The 16,335-nt window shown below is 68.4% G+C and carries 17 protein-coding genes; 11 read left to right on the top strand and 6 right to left on the bottom strand.

The window, feature by feature from the left end; genetic code table 11:
• Positions 1-98: 98 nt before the first annotated feature.
• Together AC07YZ_RS14655 and AC07YZ_RS14650 are read right to left on the bottom strand one after the other, a co-directional pair.
• Positions 99-1,013 (bottom strand): porin, encoded by a 915-nt coding sequence (locus AC07YZ_RS14655; RefSeq protein WP_494795266.1) that lies wholly within the window; start codon positions 1,011-1,013, stop codon positions 99-101.
• Between the two features lie 280 nt (positions 1,014-1,293).
• Positions 1,294-2,190 carry a porin gene (locus tag AC07YZ_RS14650; protein ID WP_494795265.1) on the bottom strand — a complete coding sequence of 299 codons (897 nt, stop codon included), beginning with the start codon at positions 2,188-2,190 and terminating at the stop codon, positions 1,294-1,296.
• A gap of 346 nt (positions 2,191-2,536) precedes the next feature.
• On the opposite strand from AC07YZ_RS14650, the gene coq7 reads away from it, so the two are divergent.
• Entirely contained in the window at positions 2,537-3,187 is a 651-nt protein-coding gene (gene coq7, locus AC07YZ_RS14645; RefSeq protein ID WP_494795264.1) for a 2-polyprenyl-3-methyl-6-methoxy-1,4-benzoquinone monooxygenase, read from the top strand.
• A 21-nt stretch (positions 3,188-3,208) separates the two neighbouring features.
• Here the strand turns inward: coq7 and AC07YZ_RS14640 are convergent, their stop codons facing one another.
• The gene (locus AC07YZ_RS14640; RefSeq protein ID WP_226494315.1) at positions 3,209-3,658 is read right to left on the bottom strand and encodes an OsmC family protein; all 450 of its coding nucleotides are present in this window, start codon (positions 3,656-3,658) and stop codon (positions 3,209-3,211) included.
• A gap of 234 nt (positions 3,659-3,892) precedes the next feature.
• Between AC07YZ_RS14640 and ilvA the strand changes: the two genes are divergently transcribed.
• A complete protein-coding gene (gene ilvA / locus AC07YZ_RS14635) occupies positions 3,893-5,518 on the top strand; it encodes a threonine ammonia-lyase, biosynthetic (RefSeq protein ID WP_226494316.1) in 1,626 nt (541 codons plus the stop codon).
• A gap of 81 nt (positions 5,519-5,599) precedes the next feature.
• Complete coding sequence (cobT, locus tag AC07YZ_RS14630) at positions 5,600-6,634, top strand: nicotinate-nucleotide--dimethylbenzimidazole phosphoribosyltransferase (RefSeq protein WP_226494317.1); 1,035 nt, start codon at positions 5,600-5,602, stop codon at positions 6,632-6,634.
• A 21-nt stretch (positions 6,635-6,655) separates the two neighbouring features.
• On the opposite strand, the gene AC07YZ_RS14625 is transcribed toward cobT, so the two are convergent.
• The 3 genes from AC07YZ_RS14625 to AC07YZ_RS14615 are packed head-to-tail and all read right to left on the bottom strand — an operon-like array spanning position 6,656 to position 9,772.
• Positions 6,656-7,297: a 3'-5' exonuclease gene (locus tag AC07YZ_RS14625; protein WP_494795263.1), complete on the bottom strand. Its 642-nt coding sequence runs from the start codon at positions 7,295-7,297 to the stop codon at positions 6,656-6,658.
• Positions 7,294-9,258, bottom strand: coding sequence for a DUF294 nucleotidyltransferase-like domain-containing protein (locus AC07YZ_RS14620; protein WP_494795262.1), 1,965 nt, complete (start codon positions 9,256-9,258; stop codon positions 7,294-7,296). Before AC07YZ_RS14620 ends, AC07YZ_RS14625 begins: the two co-directional genes overlap by 4 nt.
• A gap of 13 nt (positions 9,259-9,271) precedes the next feature.
• A complete protein-coding gene (locus tag AC07YZ_RS14615; RefSeq protein ID WP_494795261.1) occupies positions 9,272-9,772 on the bottom strand; it encodes a type II secretion system protein N in 501 nt (166 codons plus the stop codon).
• Between the two features lie 111 nt (positions 9,773-9,883).
• On the opposite strand from AC07YZ_RS14615, the gene gspG reads away from it, so the two are divergent.
• The 8 genes from gspG (at position 9,884) to gspN (ending at position 16,323) form a co-directional block, all read left to right on the top strand.
• On the top strand, positions 9,884-10,354 hold the full coding sequence (gene gspG / locus AC07YZ_RS14610) for a type II secretion system major pseudopilin GspG (RefSeq protein ID WP_494795260.1): 471 nt from the start codon (positions 9,884-9,886) through the stop codon (positions 10,352-10,354).
• A gap of 144 nt (positions 10,355-10,498) precedes the next feature.
• Positions 10,499-10,966, top strand: a complete 468-nt coding sequence (locus AC07YZ_RS14605) for a prepilin-type N-terminal cleavage/methylation domain-containing protein (RefSeq protein WP_494795259.1) — start codon at positions 10,499-10,501, stop codon at positions 10,964-10,966.
• A complete protein-coding gene (gene gspI / locus AC07YZ_RS14600) occupies positions 10,963-11,340 on the top strand; it encodes a type II secretion system minor pseudopilin GspI (RefSeq protein ID WP_494795258.1) in 378 nt (125 codons plus the stop codon). The genes AC07YZ_RS14605 and gspI overlap by 4 nt, the downstream gene beginning before the upstream one ends.
• 146 nt (positions 11,341-11,486) lie before the next feature.
• Positions 11,487-12,224, top strand: a complete 738-nt coding sequence (locus AC07YZ_RS14595; protein ID WP_494795257.1) for a PulJ/GspJ family protein — start codon at positions 11,487-11,489, stop codon at positions 12,222-12,224.
• A gap of 302 nt (positions 12,225-12,526) precedes the next feature.
• Positions 12,527-13,522 (top strand): type II secretion system minor pseudopilin GspK, encoded by a 996-nt coding sequence (gene gspK / locus AC07YZ_RS14590; protein WP_494795256.1) that lies wholly within the window; start codon positions 12,527-12,529, stop codon positions 13,520-13,522.
• A 160-nt stretch (positions 13,523-13,682) separates the two neighbouring features.
• Positions 13,683-14,990 (top strand): type II secretion system protein GspL, encoded by a 1,308-nt coding sequence (gene gspL / locus AC07YZ_RS14585; RefSeq protein WP_494795255.1) that lies wholly within the window; start codon positions 13,683-13,685, stop codon positions 14,988-14,990.
• Between the two features lie 5 nt (positions 14,991-14,995).
• Positions 14,996-15,529 (top strand): type II secretion system protein M, encoded by a 534-nt coding sequence (locus AC07YZ_RS14580; protein WP_226494327.1) that lies wholly within the window; start codon positions 14,996-14,998, stop codon positions 15,527-15,529.
• Entirely contained in the window at positions 15,529-16,323 is a 795-nt protein-coding gene (gene gspN, locus AC07YZ_RS14575) for a type II secretion system protein N (protein ID WP_494795254.1), read from the top strand. Before AC07YZ_RS14580 ends, gspN begins: the two co-directional genes overlap by 1 nt.
• The last annotated feature ends 12 nt before the right edge of the window (positions 16,324-16,335 follow it).

Here is a 16,335-nt window from a genome sequence, read left to right as displayed (position 1 = left end):
AGCGACCCCTGCAGGGGAAGTAGGCAAACAAAAAAAGCCGCTGGGTTGCCCCAGCGGCTTTTGTTCAACTGAGTCAAGCGGCCTTGCGGCCTCCCATATCAGAAGGTGTGCTTGACGCCAGCGGCGAACAGGCTGGTGTCGCCAGCAGCCTTGTTTTCCTTGCGGAAGCCGGTGTACAGCGTGGTGCGCTTGGACATGGAGTAAGTCACGCCCAGGGCAACGCTGTTCATGTTCTCGCTACCGTCAACGTCGACCTTCGACGAGGCCAGGCCAGTCGACAGGGTCAGAGCGGAACCCAGGGGAACGTCGACACCGAAAGAGTACTCGTTGGTCTTGGCGCCCACTTCAGGCTTGACTTGACCGTAGCCAGCCAGCAGCTTCACAACGCCGAGGTCGTAGGAACCGTTCACGCGGGTGAACTTCTTGCCGGTACGATCAGCTTCGTCCTGGTAACCAAAGCCCACGTAGACCGGGCCGCCTTCGTACTTGACGTTCACAGAAGTCACCTTCTGCTTGGAGCCGTCCAGCGCGTAGCTGACAGCGCCGCTCACGCCACCGAAGGACGGGGAAGCGTAGTAGATGTTGGAGTTGGGGTTGCTGATGTAACCGGTCGAAGCCCACACGACGGTAGGAGACAGCACGGAATCGAACACGGGGTTGGTGGCACCGGAGATGTCGTCGTAAGCGGTGTACACGTTGCCCAGCTTCACTTCGCCGAAGCCGCCGGACAGACCGACGTAGGCTTGGCGGTTAAAACCGTTGCCCTTCAGGGCGCCGGTGGTCAGATCGATGCCTTCTTCGAACAGGAAGTTGGCTTTCAGGCCACCGCCGAGGTCTTCGGTACCTTTGAAACCGAGGCGGCTGCCGCTCACGCCACCAGAGGTGAGCTGAGCGCTCGTGCCCTTGGCTTTGGTCAAAGCGATATCGGCAATACCGTACAAGCTCACGGAAGATTGGGCAAACGCGGCGCCGGAGGCTGCCAGAACGGCCAAAGCAATCAGAGTTTTCTTCATGACAGGATTCCTTCTTAAGTGATGTCCGGTCTCGCAATCAAGACCAGCTGTGAGGTTGATTCACGAAGTGATGGTAATGGCCCCGCAGTCAGCGCCAAGGGTTTTCCCTGCAAATTTCGGCTTACATACACCAGATGTCGGTTTTTTGAAACACTCGATCCACCCACAACACCAGCACCCTCACATACAGATACTTGTTGCTCCGGAATAAAAAAACCCCACCGCTTACGCGGCAGGGTTTTCCTTTTTGATCACTGGCTGGCGCAAGGCCAGCGCGAAATCAGAAGTTGTGGCGCAGACCCAAGCCCAGCTTGTTGACGTTCTCAGGGGTCTTGCCCTTGCCGTCACGCACATAAGCCACGTACGTGAAGGTGCGCTTGCTCAGCGGGTACTTCACTTCCACCAGGGTGTCGGTGTCCTTGGCTTCGGTATCGCGGGCGATATCGAGCACGATGTTCACAGGACCGGCTTGCACGCCGCCACCGATGGAGAAGCCCTTGGAATCACCGGCGGGGTCCATGACCGAACCGGCCAGCTGGAAGGCGCCGAAGTTGTAGTTGGCGCCGATGCCCTTGGCAGCTTCGGAACCGGAAGCCTTGGCGTAGGAGAAGCCCACGGCCAGAGGACCATTCTTGTAGATGGCGTTCAGGCTGTTCTTGGCGACGTCGGCGTTGTTGCCCTTGAGCACGTGACCAAAGCTGACGGAGAAGCCACCGAAGTTGGGGCTGGTGTACATCATCATGGCGTCGTTACGCGAAGAACCCGCGAAGCCAAACTGGCTGGCAACCACGGAGTAGTTGGCAGTACCGGTCAGTTCCCAGGCAGCAACACCGTAGAAGTTGGGCGTCAGGCTGCGGCCCAGACGCAGGTCACCAAAACCGCCAGCCAGGTTCATCCAGGCAGCACGATCAAAGGTGTTGGCGTTGGTTGCACCGGTGGTCAGGTTCACGGCCTGTTCAAAGGTGAAACCGGCTTTCAGACCACCGCCGAGGTCTTCGGTGCCCTTGAAGCCCAGGCGGCTGGTGCCGTTGTTCAGGCCACTGCTGGCGCCGAGGGCCGCGGAGGTGCCGGTCACCTTGGTCAGCGCAACGTCGGCCACACCGTACAGGGTCACGGAAGATTGGGCAAAAGCGCTGGTGGCAGCCAGGGCGGCCAGAGCGATCAAGGTCTTTTTCATTGAAGATTTCTCCAAGGGTTGAATGTGAGGCTGCGGGTCTTGTTCGCCCGAGCCAACCTCCGTTCTGGAAGCTGTGGTCATTGCACCAGAATGCACCGCCAGCCGCCACGCCACGAACCGCTTTCGTGGGTAAACCCTGATCCGTTCGATCCCGTTCCGTTGTTAACGAACGACATTCCAGGCCCGTGCCCGCCCAGGAGAAGGGCACGACCGCCGATCCCGTTGACTTGCGCTTTTGAACGAGATGGCTCTTGTGAGCACACCCGTGACAACGCAACACCCCACGCGCCGGCTTCACCAGCCGGCATACTCGTGTGCACATGATTCAAAGATGAGAGTTCTCGCCATGCCTGTGGATGCCCTGTTGATCGCCGCCGACTCGACCCTGCGCACGCTGTTTGTCGCGCCCAGGGCATCGCGTGCCTGTCCCAACCTGCCGGAACATGGAGAGGGCCATCTGAGCGAGGTTGACCGCGCGCAGTCCGGGGCATTGATGCGGGTGAACCACGTGGGCGAGGTGTGCGCGCAGGCGCTGTACACCGCCCAGGCGCTGGCCGCCCGCAGCACGGGCGCAGGGCGGCAACCCGATCACGCTTTGGCTGTGCAACTGGAGACCGCGGGGCGGGAGGAAACCGATCATCTGGCCTGGACCCAGACCCGGCTGGACGAACTGGGCGCGCGGCCTTCGCTGCTGAATCCGCTGTGGTACGCAGGGGCCTTTGGCCTGGGCCTGCTGGCGGGTCGTTTCGGACCCGGCGTCAGCCTGGGCTTCGTGGTGGAGACCGAGCGTCAGGTTGAGGCCCACCTGGCCAGTCACATGGAGCGGCTGCCGGCGCAGGACCACGCCTCACGCGCCATCGTGGCGCAGATGAAAGAGGATGAGGCCCGCCACGCCCGGCAGGCCCAACAGGCGGGCGCATCCGAACTGCCCCTGCCGGTCAAGCGCCTGATGAGGCTGGCAGCCCGGGTCATGACCACCGTGGCGCATCGGATCTGACGCACCACGACGCGCCCCCGATCAGGCCTCCAGCACCTCGAAACCCGTGGTGATCTCGGCCGTCTTGCCCAGCATGATGCTGGCCGAGCAGTATTTGTCGTGGCTCATGGTGATGGCACGCTCCACCGCCGCGGGCGGGATGGCCTTGCCGGTCACCGTGAAGTGCATGTGAATCCTGGTGAACACCTTGGGATCGGTTTCAGCGCGCTCCGTGGTGAGTTTGACGCTGCAGCCACGGACATCGTGGCGTCCGCGCTTGAGAATCAGCACCACGTCGTAGGCGGTGCACCCTCCGGTGCCCGCCAGCACGGTTTCCATCGGGCGCGGCGCCAGGTTGGCGCCACCGTTTTCCGGCTTGGCAGCATCAGGCGCGCCGTCCATGGTCAGCACGTGGCCGCTCCCGGTTTCGGCGACAAAGCCCATGTGGGAGCGGGTGCCGGCTGCGCCGGTCCAGGTGACAGTGCATTCCATAGGGGGGGTCCTGGCGTGACAAAAATGACGAACTTCGGGGAGACTCTCTAAAAAACAGAGCAAAAACCCCCGCTGCCATGTTGCGCCGCAGCATGGCAGCGCTATACTGGCACCATTGTATTTAAGGTTGTCTCCTCTACCCTCCACGGGTGGATTTAAGCCCGGACCGGTTCGCCAGTCCGGGTTTTTTTTGCCCGAATGGCTGCTCGATATGATGGCGACCGAGGAACCACCATGCCCGCCCGCCCACAAAAACCCGCCCCGAGCCCTGTTTTGCCCAGTCCATCCCCCGTCACCACACTCGGGCCCGCCGACTACCTGAAGAAGATCCTGACCGCCCGTGTCTATGACGTGGCCGTGGAATCGGCACTTGAACCGGCAAAAAATCTGAGCCGCCGCCTGCACAACACGGTGCTGCTCAAGAGGGAGGATCAGCAGCCGGTGTTCAGTTTCAAGCTGCGTGGGGCCTACAACAAGATGGCCCACCTGTCGGTGGATCAGCTCCAGAAAGGTGTGATCTGCGCCTCGGCCGGCAACCATGCCCAGGGCGTGGCGCTGGGCGCACACAAGCTCGGTACCCGGGCCGTCATCGTCATGCCCACCACCACGCCACAGGTCAAGGTGGACGCGGTGCGTGCACTGGGTGGTGAGGTCGTGCTGCACGGAGACAGCTACTCCGACGCCTATACCCATGCGGTGGCTCTGCAAAAGAAGCAGGGACTCACTTTCGTGCACCCTTTCGACGATCCGGATGTGATCGCGGGACAGGGCACGATTGCGATGGAAATTCTGCGCCAGCTGCAGAGCCTGGGTTCCGACCACCTGGACGCCGTGTTCGTCGCCATTGGTGGTGGCGGCCTGATCTCCGGCGTGGCCAACTACATCAAGGCGGTGCGCCCGGAGATCAAGGTGATCGGGGTGCAGACCGTCGACTCGGACGCGATGTTGCAGTCGGTGAACGCGGGTGGGCGCGTGACGCTGCAGGATGTGGGCCTGTTCGCCGACGGCACGGCGGTCAAGCTGGTGGGCGAAGAAACCTTCCGGATCGCCAGCGGGCTGGTGGATGAGTTCGTGGTGGTGGACACCGACGCGGTGTGCGCGGCCATCAAGGACATCTTTGTCGACACGCGCAGCATCGTCGAACCCTCGGGGGCGCTGGCGGTGGCCGCCATCAAGCAGTACGTGTCCACGCACAAGAAAAAGGGCGAAACCTACGCCGCCATTCTGTGTGGCGCCAACATGAACTTTGACCGGCTGCGTTTCGTGGCCGAGCGGGCCGAGGTGGGCGAAGAACGCGAGGCGCTGCTGGCGGTCACCATCCCAGAGGAACGCGGCAGCTTCCGGCGCTTCTGCGAGTTGATCGGCGACCTGCCGGCGTTTGGCGGCAGCAAGGGCGCGCGCAACGTGACCGAGTTCAATTACCGCATCCACGACGACCGGCTGGCGCACGTGTTCGTGGGCCTGAGCACCCATGGCAAGGGCGAGTCCGGAAAAATCGCCCAGACGCTGGGCAAGCACGGCTTTGAGACGCTGGACCTCACCCACGACGACCTGGCCAAGGAACACATCCGCCACATGGTGGGCGGGCATTCCCCGCTGGCACAGGATGAGCGCTTGTTGCGTTTCGTGTTTCCCGAGCGCCCGGGGGCCCTGCTGAAGTTTTTGAGCCTGATGCGTCCGGGTTGGAACATCAGCCTGTTTCATTACCGCAACCAGGGCGCCGACTACGGCCGCATCCTGGTGGGCCTGCAGGTTCCGGCCAAGGACGACAAGGCCTTTGCCAAGTTCCTGGAGACCCTGGGTTATCCGTATGTGGAAGAAACCCAGAATCCGGTGTACCGTCTGTTCCTCAAGAGCTGATCCCCACCCGTCCAAGAACCCATGAACACCGCGACCCTTCCCGTCCCAGCGGATTTGAGCACCCGGGAAGAGACGCATGGTTTGCGGCTCCCCTTGGTGTCGCCCACCACCGACGCGGGACTGGAGGTCGAACTGCGCGGGCGGCTCTCAAGGAAAGAACTGCCTGAGCATGCCCTGGGTCGCATCGAGACCCTGGCGCTGCAACTGGCACGCATCCAGCATGCCGATCCGACACAGTTCGACCCGCTCACCTTCCTGGCCCCCCAGATCGTCGTGTTCGCGGGCGACCACGGCATCGCCGACGAAGGGGTTTCCGTCTTCCCCCAGGACACGACCCGCCTGCGGGTGCTGCAGATGCTGCAAGGCACTGCGGTGGTGAACAGCCTGGCGCAACTGCATGGTTTCAACCTGACGGTGGTCGACGCCGGCCTGGCATCCCACATCAACCTGCCCGGCGATACCGTGCCCAGCGCCACCCTGCTGCCGCGCAAGATCGGATACGGCACGCGCAACATGGTGCTGAGTCCAGCGATGTCGCTCACCCAGGCCGTGGCCGCCGTGCACGCGGGCATGGATGTGGTGCGCCACCTGCCGGGCAATGTCCTCGCGCTGGGCGACGTCGGTGTCGCGGCCACGTCTTGCGCGGCGCTGATGCTGTCCCGGTTGTGCGGCGTGCCGCTGGCCGACGCCTGCGGACGTGGCAGCGGGTTGAACGAAACCCAGCTCCAGCACAAGCTGCAAAAGCTCTTCGCCGCCGCCAGCCGGCACCGCAAGGCCACCGCGCCGCTGGAGGTGCTGGCGGCCATGGGGGGCTTCGAGATCGCGATGCTGACGGGTGCGATGCTGCAGGCCGCCAGCGAGCGGCGGGTGGTGCTGCTGGACGGTTTCGTGGCCAGTGCGGCGGCCCTGGTGGCCCGCGCGCTGGCGCCGGCCTGCGCGGACTACCTGATTTTTGCCCACCGCTCGGCGGAGCCGGGCCACCGCCTGCTGCTGATCCACCTGCAGGCGCAACCCCTGCTGGACATGGAGCTGCGCATGGGGCAAGGCGTGGGCACCCTGCTCGCGTGGCCGCTGTTGCTGGCGGCGCAGCGCCTGCTGGAACCACACGGCCATTGACCGCCGAGGGGGCAGGGTCGCTCAGTCCCTCAACCAACGCCGATGACCGGCCAGGCGGACCACATCGTCCCAGCCGCGGCATTGCCGGGACAAGGCGGGCCAGATGCGCAGCAGCAACTCGCTCTCGGCCAGAGCGTCGGCGGCGGCCTGGTGGCGTTGCGCACATTCAATGCCGAAATGCTGAAACCAGTCGTCGAGTGATCGGGCCGGCACGCTGCCCTGCGTCAGGACGCACAGGTGTTCCATGTCCAGCCAGGGGTTGTGCAGCCGGCGGCCCAGGTGCTGCTGGCAATGGCGCCCGATCAGGCTTTCATCGAACCCGCTGCGAAACGCCAGCAGGGGAGACGACTGCACGAAGTCGGCAAAGGCCTGCAGCGCCAGAGCGGGCTCCAGCCCGGCGCGCTGGCGTTGTCCGGTCATGTCGTGCCGCAATTGCACCTCGAAGCTGTCGCCCAGCGTGATGTCCAGGCGCGCCCGCGCCCAGTCCACCCGCAGGGCGACCGCGGCGATCGCCAGCAACTTGTCCTGAGCGGTGTCCAACCCGCTGGTTTCCACATCGAGCACCACCCAGCGCTCCAGCCCGGGGCGCCCGGCCGTGCCCGCACGCGGCCCGGACAGGATCCGCTGCCACCACGCGCGGGCCCGCTGTGGCAGAGCGCTCATCGTTCGTAGTCGAGTTTCACCCGCTGCTGCAGGGTGCGCGCCACACGCAGCGTTTCCTTGAGGATGCGGCGGTCGATGTCGTTGAGCCCGCCCACGGCGATGCGGTTGGCGCTGTCGCCCACCGTGGTGCCATCGAGCTGGGCACGCAGCCGCAGCATCTGCAGGAACTCGAACCCGCCGACCCAGGCCTGGTGTTCGTGTGGCGGCACACCCAGCAAGGGGCCCAATGCCTCGAAACGCTCGCGCGTGCCGGTGGCCGCGACACCGCGGGCCAGCGCATACAAACGCGCCACGTCCACGAAGATCGCCGTGCCCTGCAGCTTGATGTCGAGCGTGGCCACGCCGTCCACCAGGGTGGTGTCGATCTGGCCCAGCCAGTTCAGCGGCGCGCCATGCGCCAGGCCATTGACCGCGAGCTGACTCAGGAAACGCGGGTTGGCCGCGGCGCGCCGGGTGACGAATGCGCGCAGGTCGGCGGCCAAGGCCGGTCGGCCCGCGAGGGCGCGGAAGTCGAAATAGATGCTGGCGTTGAGCAGGTCGTTGGGGGAGCCCTGGTCGATCCACTGGGCAAACCGCTGCCGCCATTCGCTCTCGGTGAGGCAGCAGTCCGGGTTGCTGGCCATGATGTTGCCCCGGCACAGCGGGTAGCCGCAGGCGTCCAGCGCTTCGTTGACCTCGCGCGCAAAGGCCAGCAGGCGGGCCTTGTCGTGGGGCGGCCCGTCGGCCGGGTCGGCGAGGATGAGGGCGTTGTCCTGGTCGGTGGCGATGGTCTGTTCGCCGCGCCCTTCGGAACCCAGCGCGACCCAGCAGAACCGCTGCGGATCGAGCCCGTGCTCCGCCGCCTTGATCTCCAGCAGGCGGGCGGTCAACACGTCGTTGAGGTGGCTGATGAGCGCGGTGAGCTGCTTGGCCTGCACGCCCTGTCCGAGCAGGCTGCGGGCAAAACGCCGGATGTCGTGCGCCACCAGCTTGAGTGTGGGCACGTCGGCGGCGTTGCGGATGCTGCCGCTGACGTGCTTGAGGCTCAGACGCTGCAGGGCAAACAGGTCGCGCTCGGAGACGATGCCCACGGCGCGCCCTTCGCGGGTGATGGGCACATGGCGGATGCCGTGCTGGGACATCAGCAGGGCCGCGTCCTGCGCGGTGTGCGCGGTGGTGAGGCTGTGCACGGGCTGCACCATGACCTGCGCGATGGGGGTGGCCATGGGCAGCTGCGCCAGCGCCACGCGGCCGAGGATGTCGTACCGGGTCAGGATGCCCACCGGCTCGCCGGTGGGGTTGACCACCAGCATGGAGCCGATGCGCAGGCGGTGCATCTGCGACAGCACGTCCTGCAGCGGTGTGTCGGGCGAGCAGGTCACGGGCGCCTTGTGGCACAGCTGGGCCAGCGGGGTCTCCAGCGACTGTTCGGCCAGCGCCTGCGAGGCATAGACCACCTGCAACGCGGCGCGCGACAGGTCCAGGAACTTCAGGATGCGGCGGTTGAGGAAGTCGCCGAACACGGGGCTGGTTTCGGCCAGCGCCTGCATCTCGTCGGCGGGCAGGCCCAGCACGAACGTGTCTTCGGTGGCGCTGTAGGTGGTGGTGGGTGCGCGCCGGGCCAGCACGGCGCTGATGGGAAACAGGTCGCCGGCCTCGTACTGGAAGGCGCCGCCGGCCACGTCCGACAGACCGCGCTTGCCGGTGATGGCCCCGCGGCGGATGAAGAACAGCTCGCGCACCGCTCCGTCCTCCGGACGGACCACCGCTTCGCCCGGTGCGAAATAGGCCTGGCGCGACGCGGCCACAAAGGCCTTCACGTGGGCCGGTTCCATTTCGTTGAACGGCGGATGCCGCCGCAACTCCAGGCAGAGGTTGTTCAACAGGCTGCCCGAGGGCCTCAGCAGCGGGTTCGCAGCAGCAGCGCCGCCAGGGACCGCCTGCGCGCCATGCGGTTGTTCCGGGGGCGCAGCGGGGTTCAAGCAGCGCGCTCCATCAGTTGGCGACTGGCGCCAGTTCCAGTTCCACGCTGCTCGGCCCGTTGAGGGTCGGGCCCAGCCGAGCCACGCGCCGATTCACCGACTGCAGCACCAGCTCGCCTTCCAGCACCGCACCCACGGTGTAGGGGCGCGGCGGCTGGTCGTTCACCGCGATCAGCGCCGCACCGCTCTGGTTGCGCCTGGACACCACACCGACCAGCCGGTAGCGCGTGGCGGGCGTCTGGGGTGGCGCGGTTTCGGCCGCGGCCTGGGGCAAGGACCCCAGCGCACGGGCCACCAGGGCCACGTCGGTCTGGGGCAGGCTGGCGGCCGCGGCGCTCACCGGGACCATCGGGCCACGCCCCCAGGCCAGCAGGACCCAGTAACCGGCGCTCAGCCCCACCAGCAGCCACAGCAGCCCGGCCATCCAGGCCGGCCAGCCCCGCGCGGCGAAGCCCCCGCCCGACGGGCCCGCGAGGGGAAGTCTCAAACGACCAGACAGTGCCGCCTTGTTCATGGCCGCATTATGATCGACCGTTTGTCACGCCCATGGGCGGGCGCCCACGAGACGGGCCCCGTCTGCAGCCCACGCCACCTGCCCGCCTGAGGCCCGATTCGGGAGATCGATTTGAAACGCCTTTGCCCCTCCATACCCGGCATCCACCCCGCTCACGGTGCTGCTCGCCGGGTCCTGCAGCGTGGATTCACGCTGATCGAACTCATGGTGGTGCTGGTCATCATCGGCGTGCTGGCCGCGCTGATCGTGCCCAACGTGCTCGACCGCGCCGATGACGCGCGTGTGACCGCCGCCCGCACCGACGTGAACAACCTGATGCAGGCGCTCAAGCTCTACCGCCTGGACAACCAGCGCTACCCCAGCACCGAACAGGGCCTGAACGCCCTGGTGATCCGGCCCACCACCGCGCCGGTGCCGCCGAACTGGCGCCCTTACCTCGACAAGCTGCCGGCCGACCCCTGGAACCGTCCGTACCAGTACCTGAACCCCGGCGTGCACGGCGAAGTCGACGTGCTGTCGCTGGGGGCCGACGGTCAGCCGGGCGGCGAAGCCAGGGACGCCGACGTCGGCAGCTGGCAATGAACACGCCCGCCCGGCGCCATGGCGCGGCGTCCCTCAGGGGGACGGTGTCCTTTGACCCGTCCTGAGCCTGTCGAAGAGCGGATCGTCGGCAGCGGCGGGATGCGGACAGCTCGCGCGCAAGGCCTGGGGCATTCGATGATGTGCATGAGGCCCCCACAAGCCCACGGAAGCCGGGGCTTCACCCTGCTGGAGCTGATGGTGGTGGTGTCCATCGTGGCGCTGGCCACGGCCGGTGTGAGCTTCGCCCTGCGCGACAACGACGCCACCCTGCTGGAGCGCGAAGGCCTGCGCCTGTCGGCCCTGCTTGAGTCGGCCCGGGCGCAGTCGCGCACCAGCGGCGTGGCGGTGCTCTGGCGCGGTTCGGACCAGGGTTTCGAGTTCATCGGCAACGCCGTCCGGGAGGGCAGTCCCCTGGCCGGCGCCCGCAGCTGGCTGCAGCCCGACACCCACCCGCAGATCACACAACCCGTGGGCGCTGAAACGCTGACCCTGGGCCCCGAACCGCTGATCGCGGCCCAGCGCCTGGTGATCCAGCGGGGCGAGCGCCGCCTCACGCTGGCCACCGACGGGCTGGCGCCTTTCACGGTCGTGCCCGAGGAGCCCGTGCCATGACAAGCCACCAGCGCGCGGGCGGCTTCACCCTGATCGAAATCCTGGTGGCGCTGGCGGTGGTGGCCATCACCCTGGCCGCGGGGGTGCAGGCCACCGGTGCGCTCACGCGCGCCGCCACCCGCCAGAGCGACCAGTGGCTGGCCCAACTCTGCGCCGAGAACGAATTCGCGCGGCTGCGCCTGACGCGCCAGCTGCCCAGCGTGGGGGAGAGCACCGTGGCCTGCGAGCAGGCGGGCCAGATGCTGCAGGTGCGGCTGGCGGTCCAGCCCACCCCCAACCCGAACTTCCGGCGCGTGGACGCGGTGGTCGAAGCACCGGTGGACGGCGTGGTCGCGCGCCTGCTCAGCCTGTCCACGGTGATGGGGCGGTATTGATGAAACACCCCCGCAGCGCTTCGCGCTACCCCCTCAAGGGGGCGACACCAGAGGCCCGGCGAAGCCGGTTCCTCGGTGTCTCTGGGCAGGGACACTGCGCTCCGGAAAGTGCTTGCCGCCTCGGTGCCCCTCGGTTGGAGGGTTGCATGCGTCGCTGGAGTCCTCTAAGACGCAGGTTCCTGGGATTCACCCTGATCGAGTTGCTGGTCGCCATTGCGGTGATGTCCATGTTGGCGCTGCTGAGCTGGCGCTCGATCGACGGCATGACCCGCACGCAGACCCTCACCCAGCAACGCTCCGACGAGCTGATGCGCATGCAGGCGGCGCTGGGCCAGTGGGCCGCCGACCTCGACGCGGTGGTGGAAACCGGCGAGGTGAGCATGCTCGATTTCGACGGCCGGGTGCTGCGCCTGACGCGCCGTGACAGCGCCGAAACCGGCCTCGACAGCCCGGGCCTGCGGGTGGTCGCCTGGACCCACACCAGTGGCTTGGCCCAGACCGCCGGCAGCACCGCCGCCATGCTGGGCGCCGGGCAATGGGCGCGCTGGCAATCGCCCCCGCTGCGCCGGCGCGACGAACTGGCCCGCGCCTGGCAACGGGCGGCGGAGTGGGCGCAAAGTGGCGGCACCGTGCCGGAGAACACCAGCGCCGACAGCGCCATTGCGCTGATGGGCATCAGCCAATGGCAGTTGTTCTACCACCGGGGTGAAACCTGGAGCAACCCGCTCTCGGCGGCCGGTACCGAGGCCGCCGACAGCGCTCCCGCCAACCTGGCCGCCATGCCCAACGGCGTGCGTCTGGTGCTCACCCTCTCGGGTGGACAAAGCCTCTCGGGCACCCTGGTGCGCGACTGGGTGCGCCCGACGCTGGAGGCCGGAAGATGACGCCCCCACGCTCCGCCGCTGCGCGGGTCGCTGCCCCCCAAGGGGGCTGGGCCTGCCTTGGGGCGGCCCGGCGGCTGGCCCTTCGGCCCCCACGCTCCGCCGCTGCGCGGGTCGCTGCCCCCCGAGGGGGCTGTTTCACCTTGGGGCGGTCCGGCGGTGAAACCTTGCCCCCACGCTCCGCCGCTGCACGGGTCGCTGCCCCCCGAGGGGGCTGGGCCTGCCTTGGGGCGGCCCGGCGGCTGGCCCTTCGGCCCCCACGCTGCGCGGCAGCGCGGCAGCGCGGTGCGGCGCTGCTGTTGGCCATGCTGACGGTCGCGCTGGTGGCCACGCTGGCGACGGCGGCGCTGTGGCAGCAGTGGCGTGCCATCGAGGTGGAGACGGCCGAGCGCCAGCGCCTGCAGGCCGGCTGGATACTGACCGGCGCGCTGGACTGGTCCCGTCTGATCCTGCGCGAAGACGCCCGTGGCGGTCGCAGCCGCGGCAATGTGGACCACCTGGGCGAACCCTGGGCCGTGCCCCTGGAGGAAGCCCGGCTCAGCAGTTTTCTGGCGGTCGACAAGAACAACACCGACAACGACGCCCTGCAGGCCTTTCTGTCGGGCGAAGTGATCGACCAGCAGTCGCGCCTGAATTTCATGAACGTCGTGCGGACGACCCGAACCGGCACCGGCACCGGCACCGGCTCGGGCTCGGGCACCGGCCCGGGAACCGGCCCCGGCACTGGTCCCAGCACCGGGAGCACGGTCGAACTTTCAGAGGACGACGTGGCGAGCTTTCTGCGCCTTTACCAGTTGCTGGACCTGCCGGCGGCCGAGCTCAACGCGGCGGTCGCGGCGCTGCTCAACACCTCCCGGCTCGCGGTCGACGACCCCATGCCCTCGCGCTCGGCGCTGATCCCCAAGCGGCTGTCGCAGCTCAGCTGGCTCGGCCTGAGCCACGCCAGCCTGGTGGCGCTGGAGCCGCACGTGACGGTGCTGCCCGAGCGCACGCAGCTCAACATCAACACCGCCAGCGCCCAGGCCCTGAGCGCCAGCGTGCCCGGGCTGGACCTGGCCATGGCGCAGCAAATGGTGGCCCAGAGGGAGCGCGACCCGTTCACCAGCGTGCGCGACGCCGGGCGCCTGGTGCCGGGCGTGGCCGCCCGGCTCACGGACGAGACCCACGGCGTGCGAAGCCGCTTCTTCGAAGTGCGGGGCCGCCTGCGGCTGGACGACACCGTGATCGAAGAGCGTTCGCTGGTGGTGCGCAACGCCCTGAACGTGCGGGTGCTCTGGCGCGAACGCATGGCGCGCCCATGAGCGCCGCGCTGGGCCGCTCCCAAGCAAGCTCGCACCGCAGCCCGCAGGGCGAAGGTACTCCAGTGAGCACGCGCCCCCCACCGGCCGGGGCGCCGCACCGCTTCTCTAGAATGGAGCGCCTCATGTCCCTGCACCGCTCCGCCTGTCGGCCACTCCTCCCGTGTTGATCCTCACCCCTGCCCACTTTTCGGTGGCGACCGAACCCGGACCGACGGCCCTGCTGGACTGGGTCGGCTCGACCCTGGGCCAGCAGGTGGCGGAACACGGCCAATGCGCGGTCTCGCTGCTGCCGCGCGACGACGACGTGGTGCTGGTGCTGCCGCCACGGGCCGTGTCCTGGCACCAGCTCGCCCTGCCCAAGGTGGCCGCGGGCAAGCTGCGCGCTGTGCTCGACGGCATGCTCGAAGAACGCCTGCTCGGCGACACCGAGCAACTGCACTTTGCCCTGGAACCGGGTGGCCGCCCGGGCCGCACGGTGTGGGTGGCCGCCTGCCACAAGGCCTGGCTGCAAGGCTGGCTGCGGACGCTGGAGGCGGCGGGGCGACCGGTGTCGCGCATCGTCCCGGCCCTGGCGCCCCTGGGCCAGGGGACGCCGCAGGACGCCGGCCCCACCGATGCGCCCCCGGACGTGATCCACTGGGCCCATGTGGGCGCCGAACGCTCCTGGCTGGCCAGTGCCAGCGCACGCGGCGTGAGCTGCATCCCCTTGCGCGAGCCCACCACCGGCGGGCTCAACGAACCCGGCCCGGGCGCCGCAGGGCTGGACGCGGCCACCCCGGGGCCAGACGTGCCCGGTCTGCACCCCGAGACCCCGCCCGCCCAGGCCCGCTGGATGGCCGACCCCGCCGCGGTGGCCCTGGCCGAACAGGCCCTGGGGCAACGTTTCGAGCTGGTGCCCCTGTCGTCGTGGCTGCTGCGCAGCAGCCAGACCGGCTGGAACCTGGCCCAGTTCGACCTGAGCCTGTCGTCGAGCTCGCGCCGCCAGCAGCGCTGGTTGCAAAGCCTGCGCCAGTGGCGCAGCGCGCCGGCCTGGCGACCCGCCCGCTGGGCGCTGGTCGCGCTGGTGGCCATGCAACTGGTCGGGCTCAACGCCACGGCCTGGTACGAACGCCGCAGCCTCGACCGCAAGGAGCAGGCGGTTCGCCAGACCCTGCAGCAGGCCTTCCCCAAGGTGACGCTGGTGCTCGACGCGCCCCTGCAGATGCAGCGCGAACTCGCCGCGCTGCTGCAGGCCCACGGCGCGCTCTCGGGTGCCGATCTGGAAGCCCAGCTCGCGGCGCTGGCCCAGTCGTCCACCGGGGCGCCACTCGCTCCCCGCTCCATCGAATTCACCCCCGGCGAGGCCCGTTTCGGCGCGTGGTCGGCCCCCGAAGAACCACTGCGCCAGCTGCAGCAGACGCTGGAGCGCAACGGCTGGCGGGCCACGCTGGAAGGCGACGTGCTCACCCTGCGCGCAGAAACCCGGTGAACCGCATGCCCGAACCCTCCCGCTTTTCCGCGCTGGCCGCCATCGGCCAGCGGCTGCACACCACACTGGCCCGCCTCTCGCCCCGCGAACGGCGCGCCGTGACCCTGGCCGCCTGGGTGCTGGGCCTGGGCCTGCTCTGGTGGCTGGCCCTGTCGCCCGCGCTGAACACGCTGCGCCAGGCGCCCGAACAACACGCCAGGCTCGACCAGCAGTTGGCCCGCATGCGCGGCCTGGCCGCCACCGCCGAGGCCCTGCGTGGACAGAACACCGGCCAGCCGCCGGGCCGTGCGGCCGTGCTGCGCGCGCTGCAAGAAGCCAATGCCGCGGCGGCGGGCACGGTCGAGTTCTCGGTGATGGGCGACCGCGCCACCGTGACCTTCAAGGGCACGGCCCCCGAGGCGCTGGCCCAGTGGCTGGCCCAGGTGCGGGTCAACGCCCGGCTCCTGCCGGTGCAGGCCCAGCTCAACCGCACGGACAACCCCGCCGGCTGGAGCGGCCAGATGGTGCTCACCAGCCCGGGGCTGGGGTTGGCCAACTGATGCAGCACCGCTCCACCACCCGCATGGCATGGCTGGGCGCCGCGCTCGGCCTGGCCCTGGCGCTGCTGCTGTTCGCGCCGGCGCGCTGGCTGGGGCAGGCGCTGCAATCGGCCACCCAGGGGCAATTGCAGCTGGTCAACGCGCGCGGCACCGTCTGGCGCGGTCAGGCCGACCTGCTGTTCACCGGCGGCGAGGGCAGCCGGGGCCAGACTTCCCTGCCCCAGGGCGTGGTCTGGCGCCTGACCCCCACCCTGGCCGGCGCCCGGCCCGCCCTGGCCGTGCAACTGAGCGCGCCGTGCTGCACGCCCGAGCCTCTGTCCCTCACCGCCGTGCTCGGCCTCAACGGCGCCGAGCTGCGCGTGGCGGCGTTCAACAGCCAGTGGCCGGCGGACCTGCTCGCGGGCCTGGGAACCCCCTGGAACACCCTGCGCCTGGAAGGCCAGCTGGCGCTGCGCTCGCCCGGCCTGAGCGTGCGGTGGTCCAGCCGCGGCACCCGCTTTCAAGGCACGCTCACGGTGGACGCGCTGGACGTGGCCTCGCGCGTGTCCACGCTGCGCCCGCTGGGCAGCTACCGGCTGGCGCTGCAATCGGCCGACGAAGGGCGCGGCGCCACCCTGGCGCTCAACACCCTGCGTGGCGAGTTGCGGCTCAAGGGCAAGGGCCAGTGGATCGCAGGCCGCCTGCGCTTCCAGGGCGAAGCCCGGGCCGCGCCCGGCCGCGAAGCGGCGCTGACCAACCTGCTCAACATCCTGGGGCGCCGGGACGGCCCGCGCTCGCTCCTCAACATTGGCTAGCCCGCCACGCGC

It is taken from the genome of Hydrogenophaga sp. GW101-3F08, assembly GCF_059424585.1.
The sequence above is the reverse complement of the archived record's forward strand: the minus strand, read 5'-3'. Positions and strand labels throughout refer to the sequence as shown.

Bases quoted from the DNA above. Each gene is read 5' to 3' on its own strand.
- AC07YZ_RS14655 (WP_494795266.1), bottom strand. From the start codon at position 1,013: ATGAAGAAAACTCTGATTGCTTTGGCCGTTCTGGCAGCCTCCGGCGCC.
- AC07YZ_RS14650 (WP_494795265.1), bottom strand. From the start codon at position 2,190: ATGAAAAAGACCTTGATCGCTCTGGCCGCCCTGGCTGCCACCAGCGCT.
- coq7 (WP_494795264.1), top strand. From the start codon at position 2,537: ATGCCTGTGGATGCCCTGTTGATCGCCGCCGACTCGACCCTGCGCACG.
- AC07YZ_RS14640 (WP_226494315.1), bottom strand. From the start codon at position 3,658: ATGGAATGCACTGTCACCTGGACCGGCGCAGCCGGCACCCGCTCCCAC.
- ilvA (WP_226494316.1), top strand. From the start codon at position 3,893: ATGCCCGCCCGCCCACAAAAACCCGCCCCGAGCCCTGTTTTGCCCAGT.
- AC07YZ_RS14625 (WP_494795263.1), bottom strand. From the start codon at position 7,297: ATGAGCGCTCTGCCACAGCGGGCCCGCGCGTGGTGGCAGCGGATCCTG.
- AC07YZ_RS14615 (WP_494795261.1), bottom strand. From the start codon at position 9,772: ATGAACAAGGCGGCACTGTCTGGTCGTTTGAGACTTCCCCTCGCGGGC.
- AC07YZ_RS14605 (WP_494795259.1), top strand. From the start codon at position 10,499: ATGAGGCCCCCACAAGCCCACGGAAGCCGGGGCTTCACCCTGCTGGAG.
- gspI (WP_494795258.1), top strand. From the start codon at position 10,963: ATGACAAGCCACCAGCGCGCGGGCGGCTTCACCCTGATCGAAATCCTG.
- AC07YZ_RS14595 (WP_494795257.1), top strand. From the start codon at position 11,487: ATGCGTCGCTGGAGTCCTCTAAGACGCAGGTTCCTGGGATTCACCCTG.
- gspK (WP_494795256.1), top strand. From the start codon at position 12,527: ATGCTGACGGTCGCGCTGGTGGCCACGCTGGCGACGGCGGCGCTGTGG.
- AC07YZ_RS14580 (WP_226494327.1), top strand. From the start codon at position 14,996: ATGCCCGAACCCTCCCGCTTTTCCGCGCTGGCCGCCATCGGCCAGCGG.
- gspN (WP_494795254.1), top strand. From the start codon at position 15,529: ATGCAGCACCGCTCCACCACCCGCATGGCATGGCTGGGCGCCGCGCTC.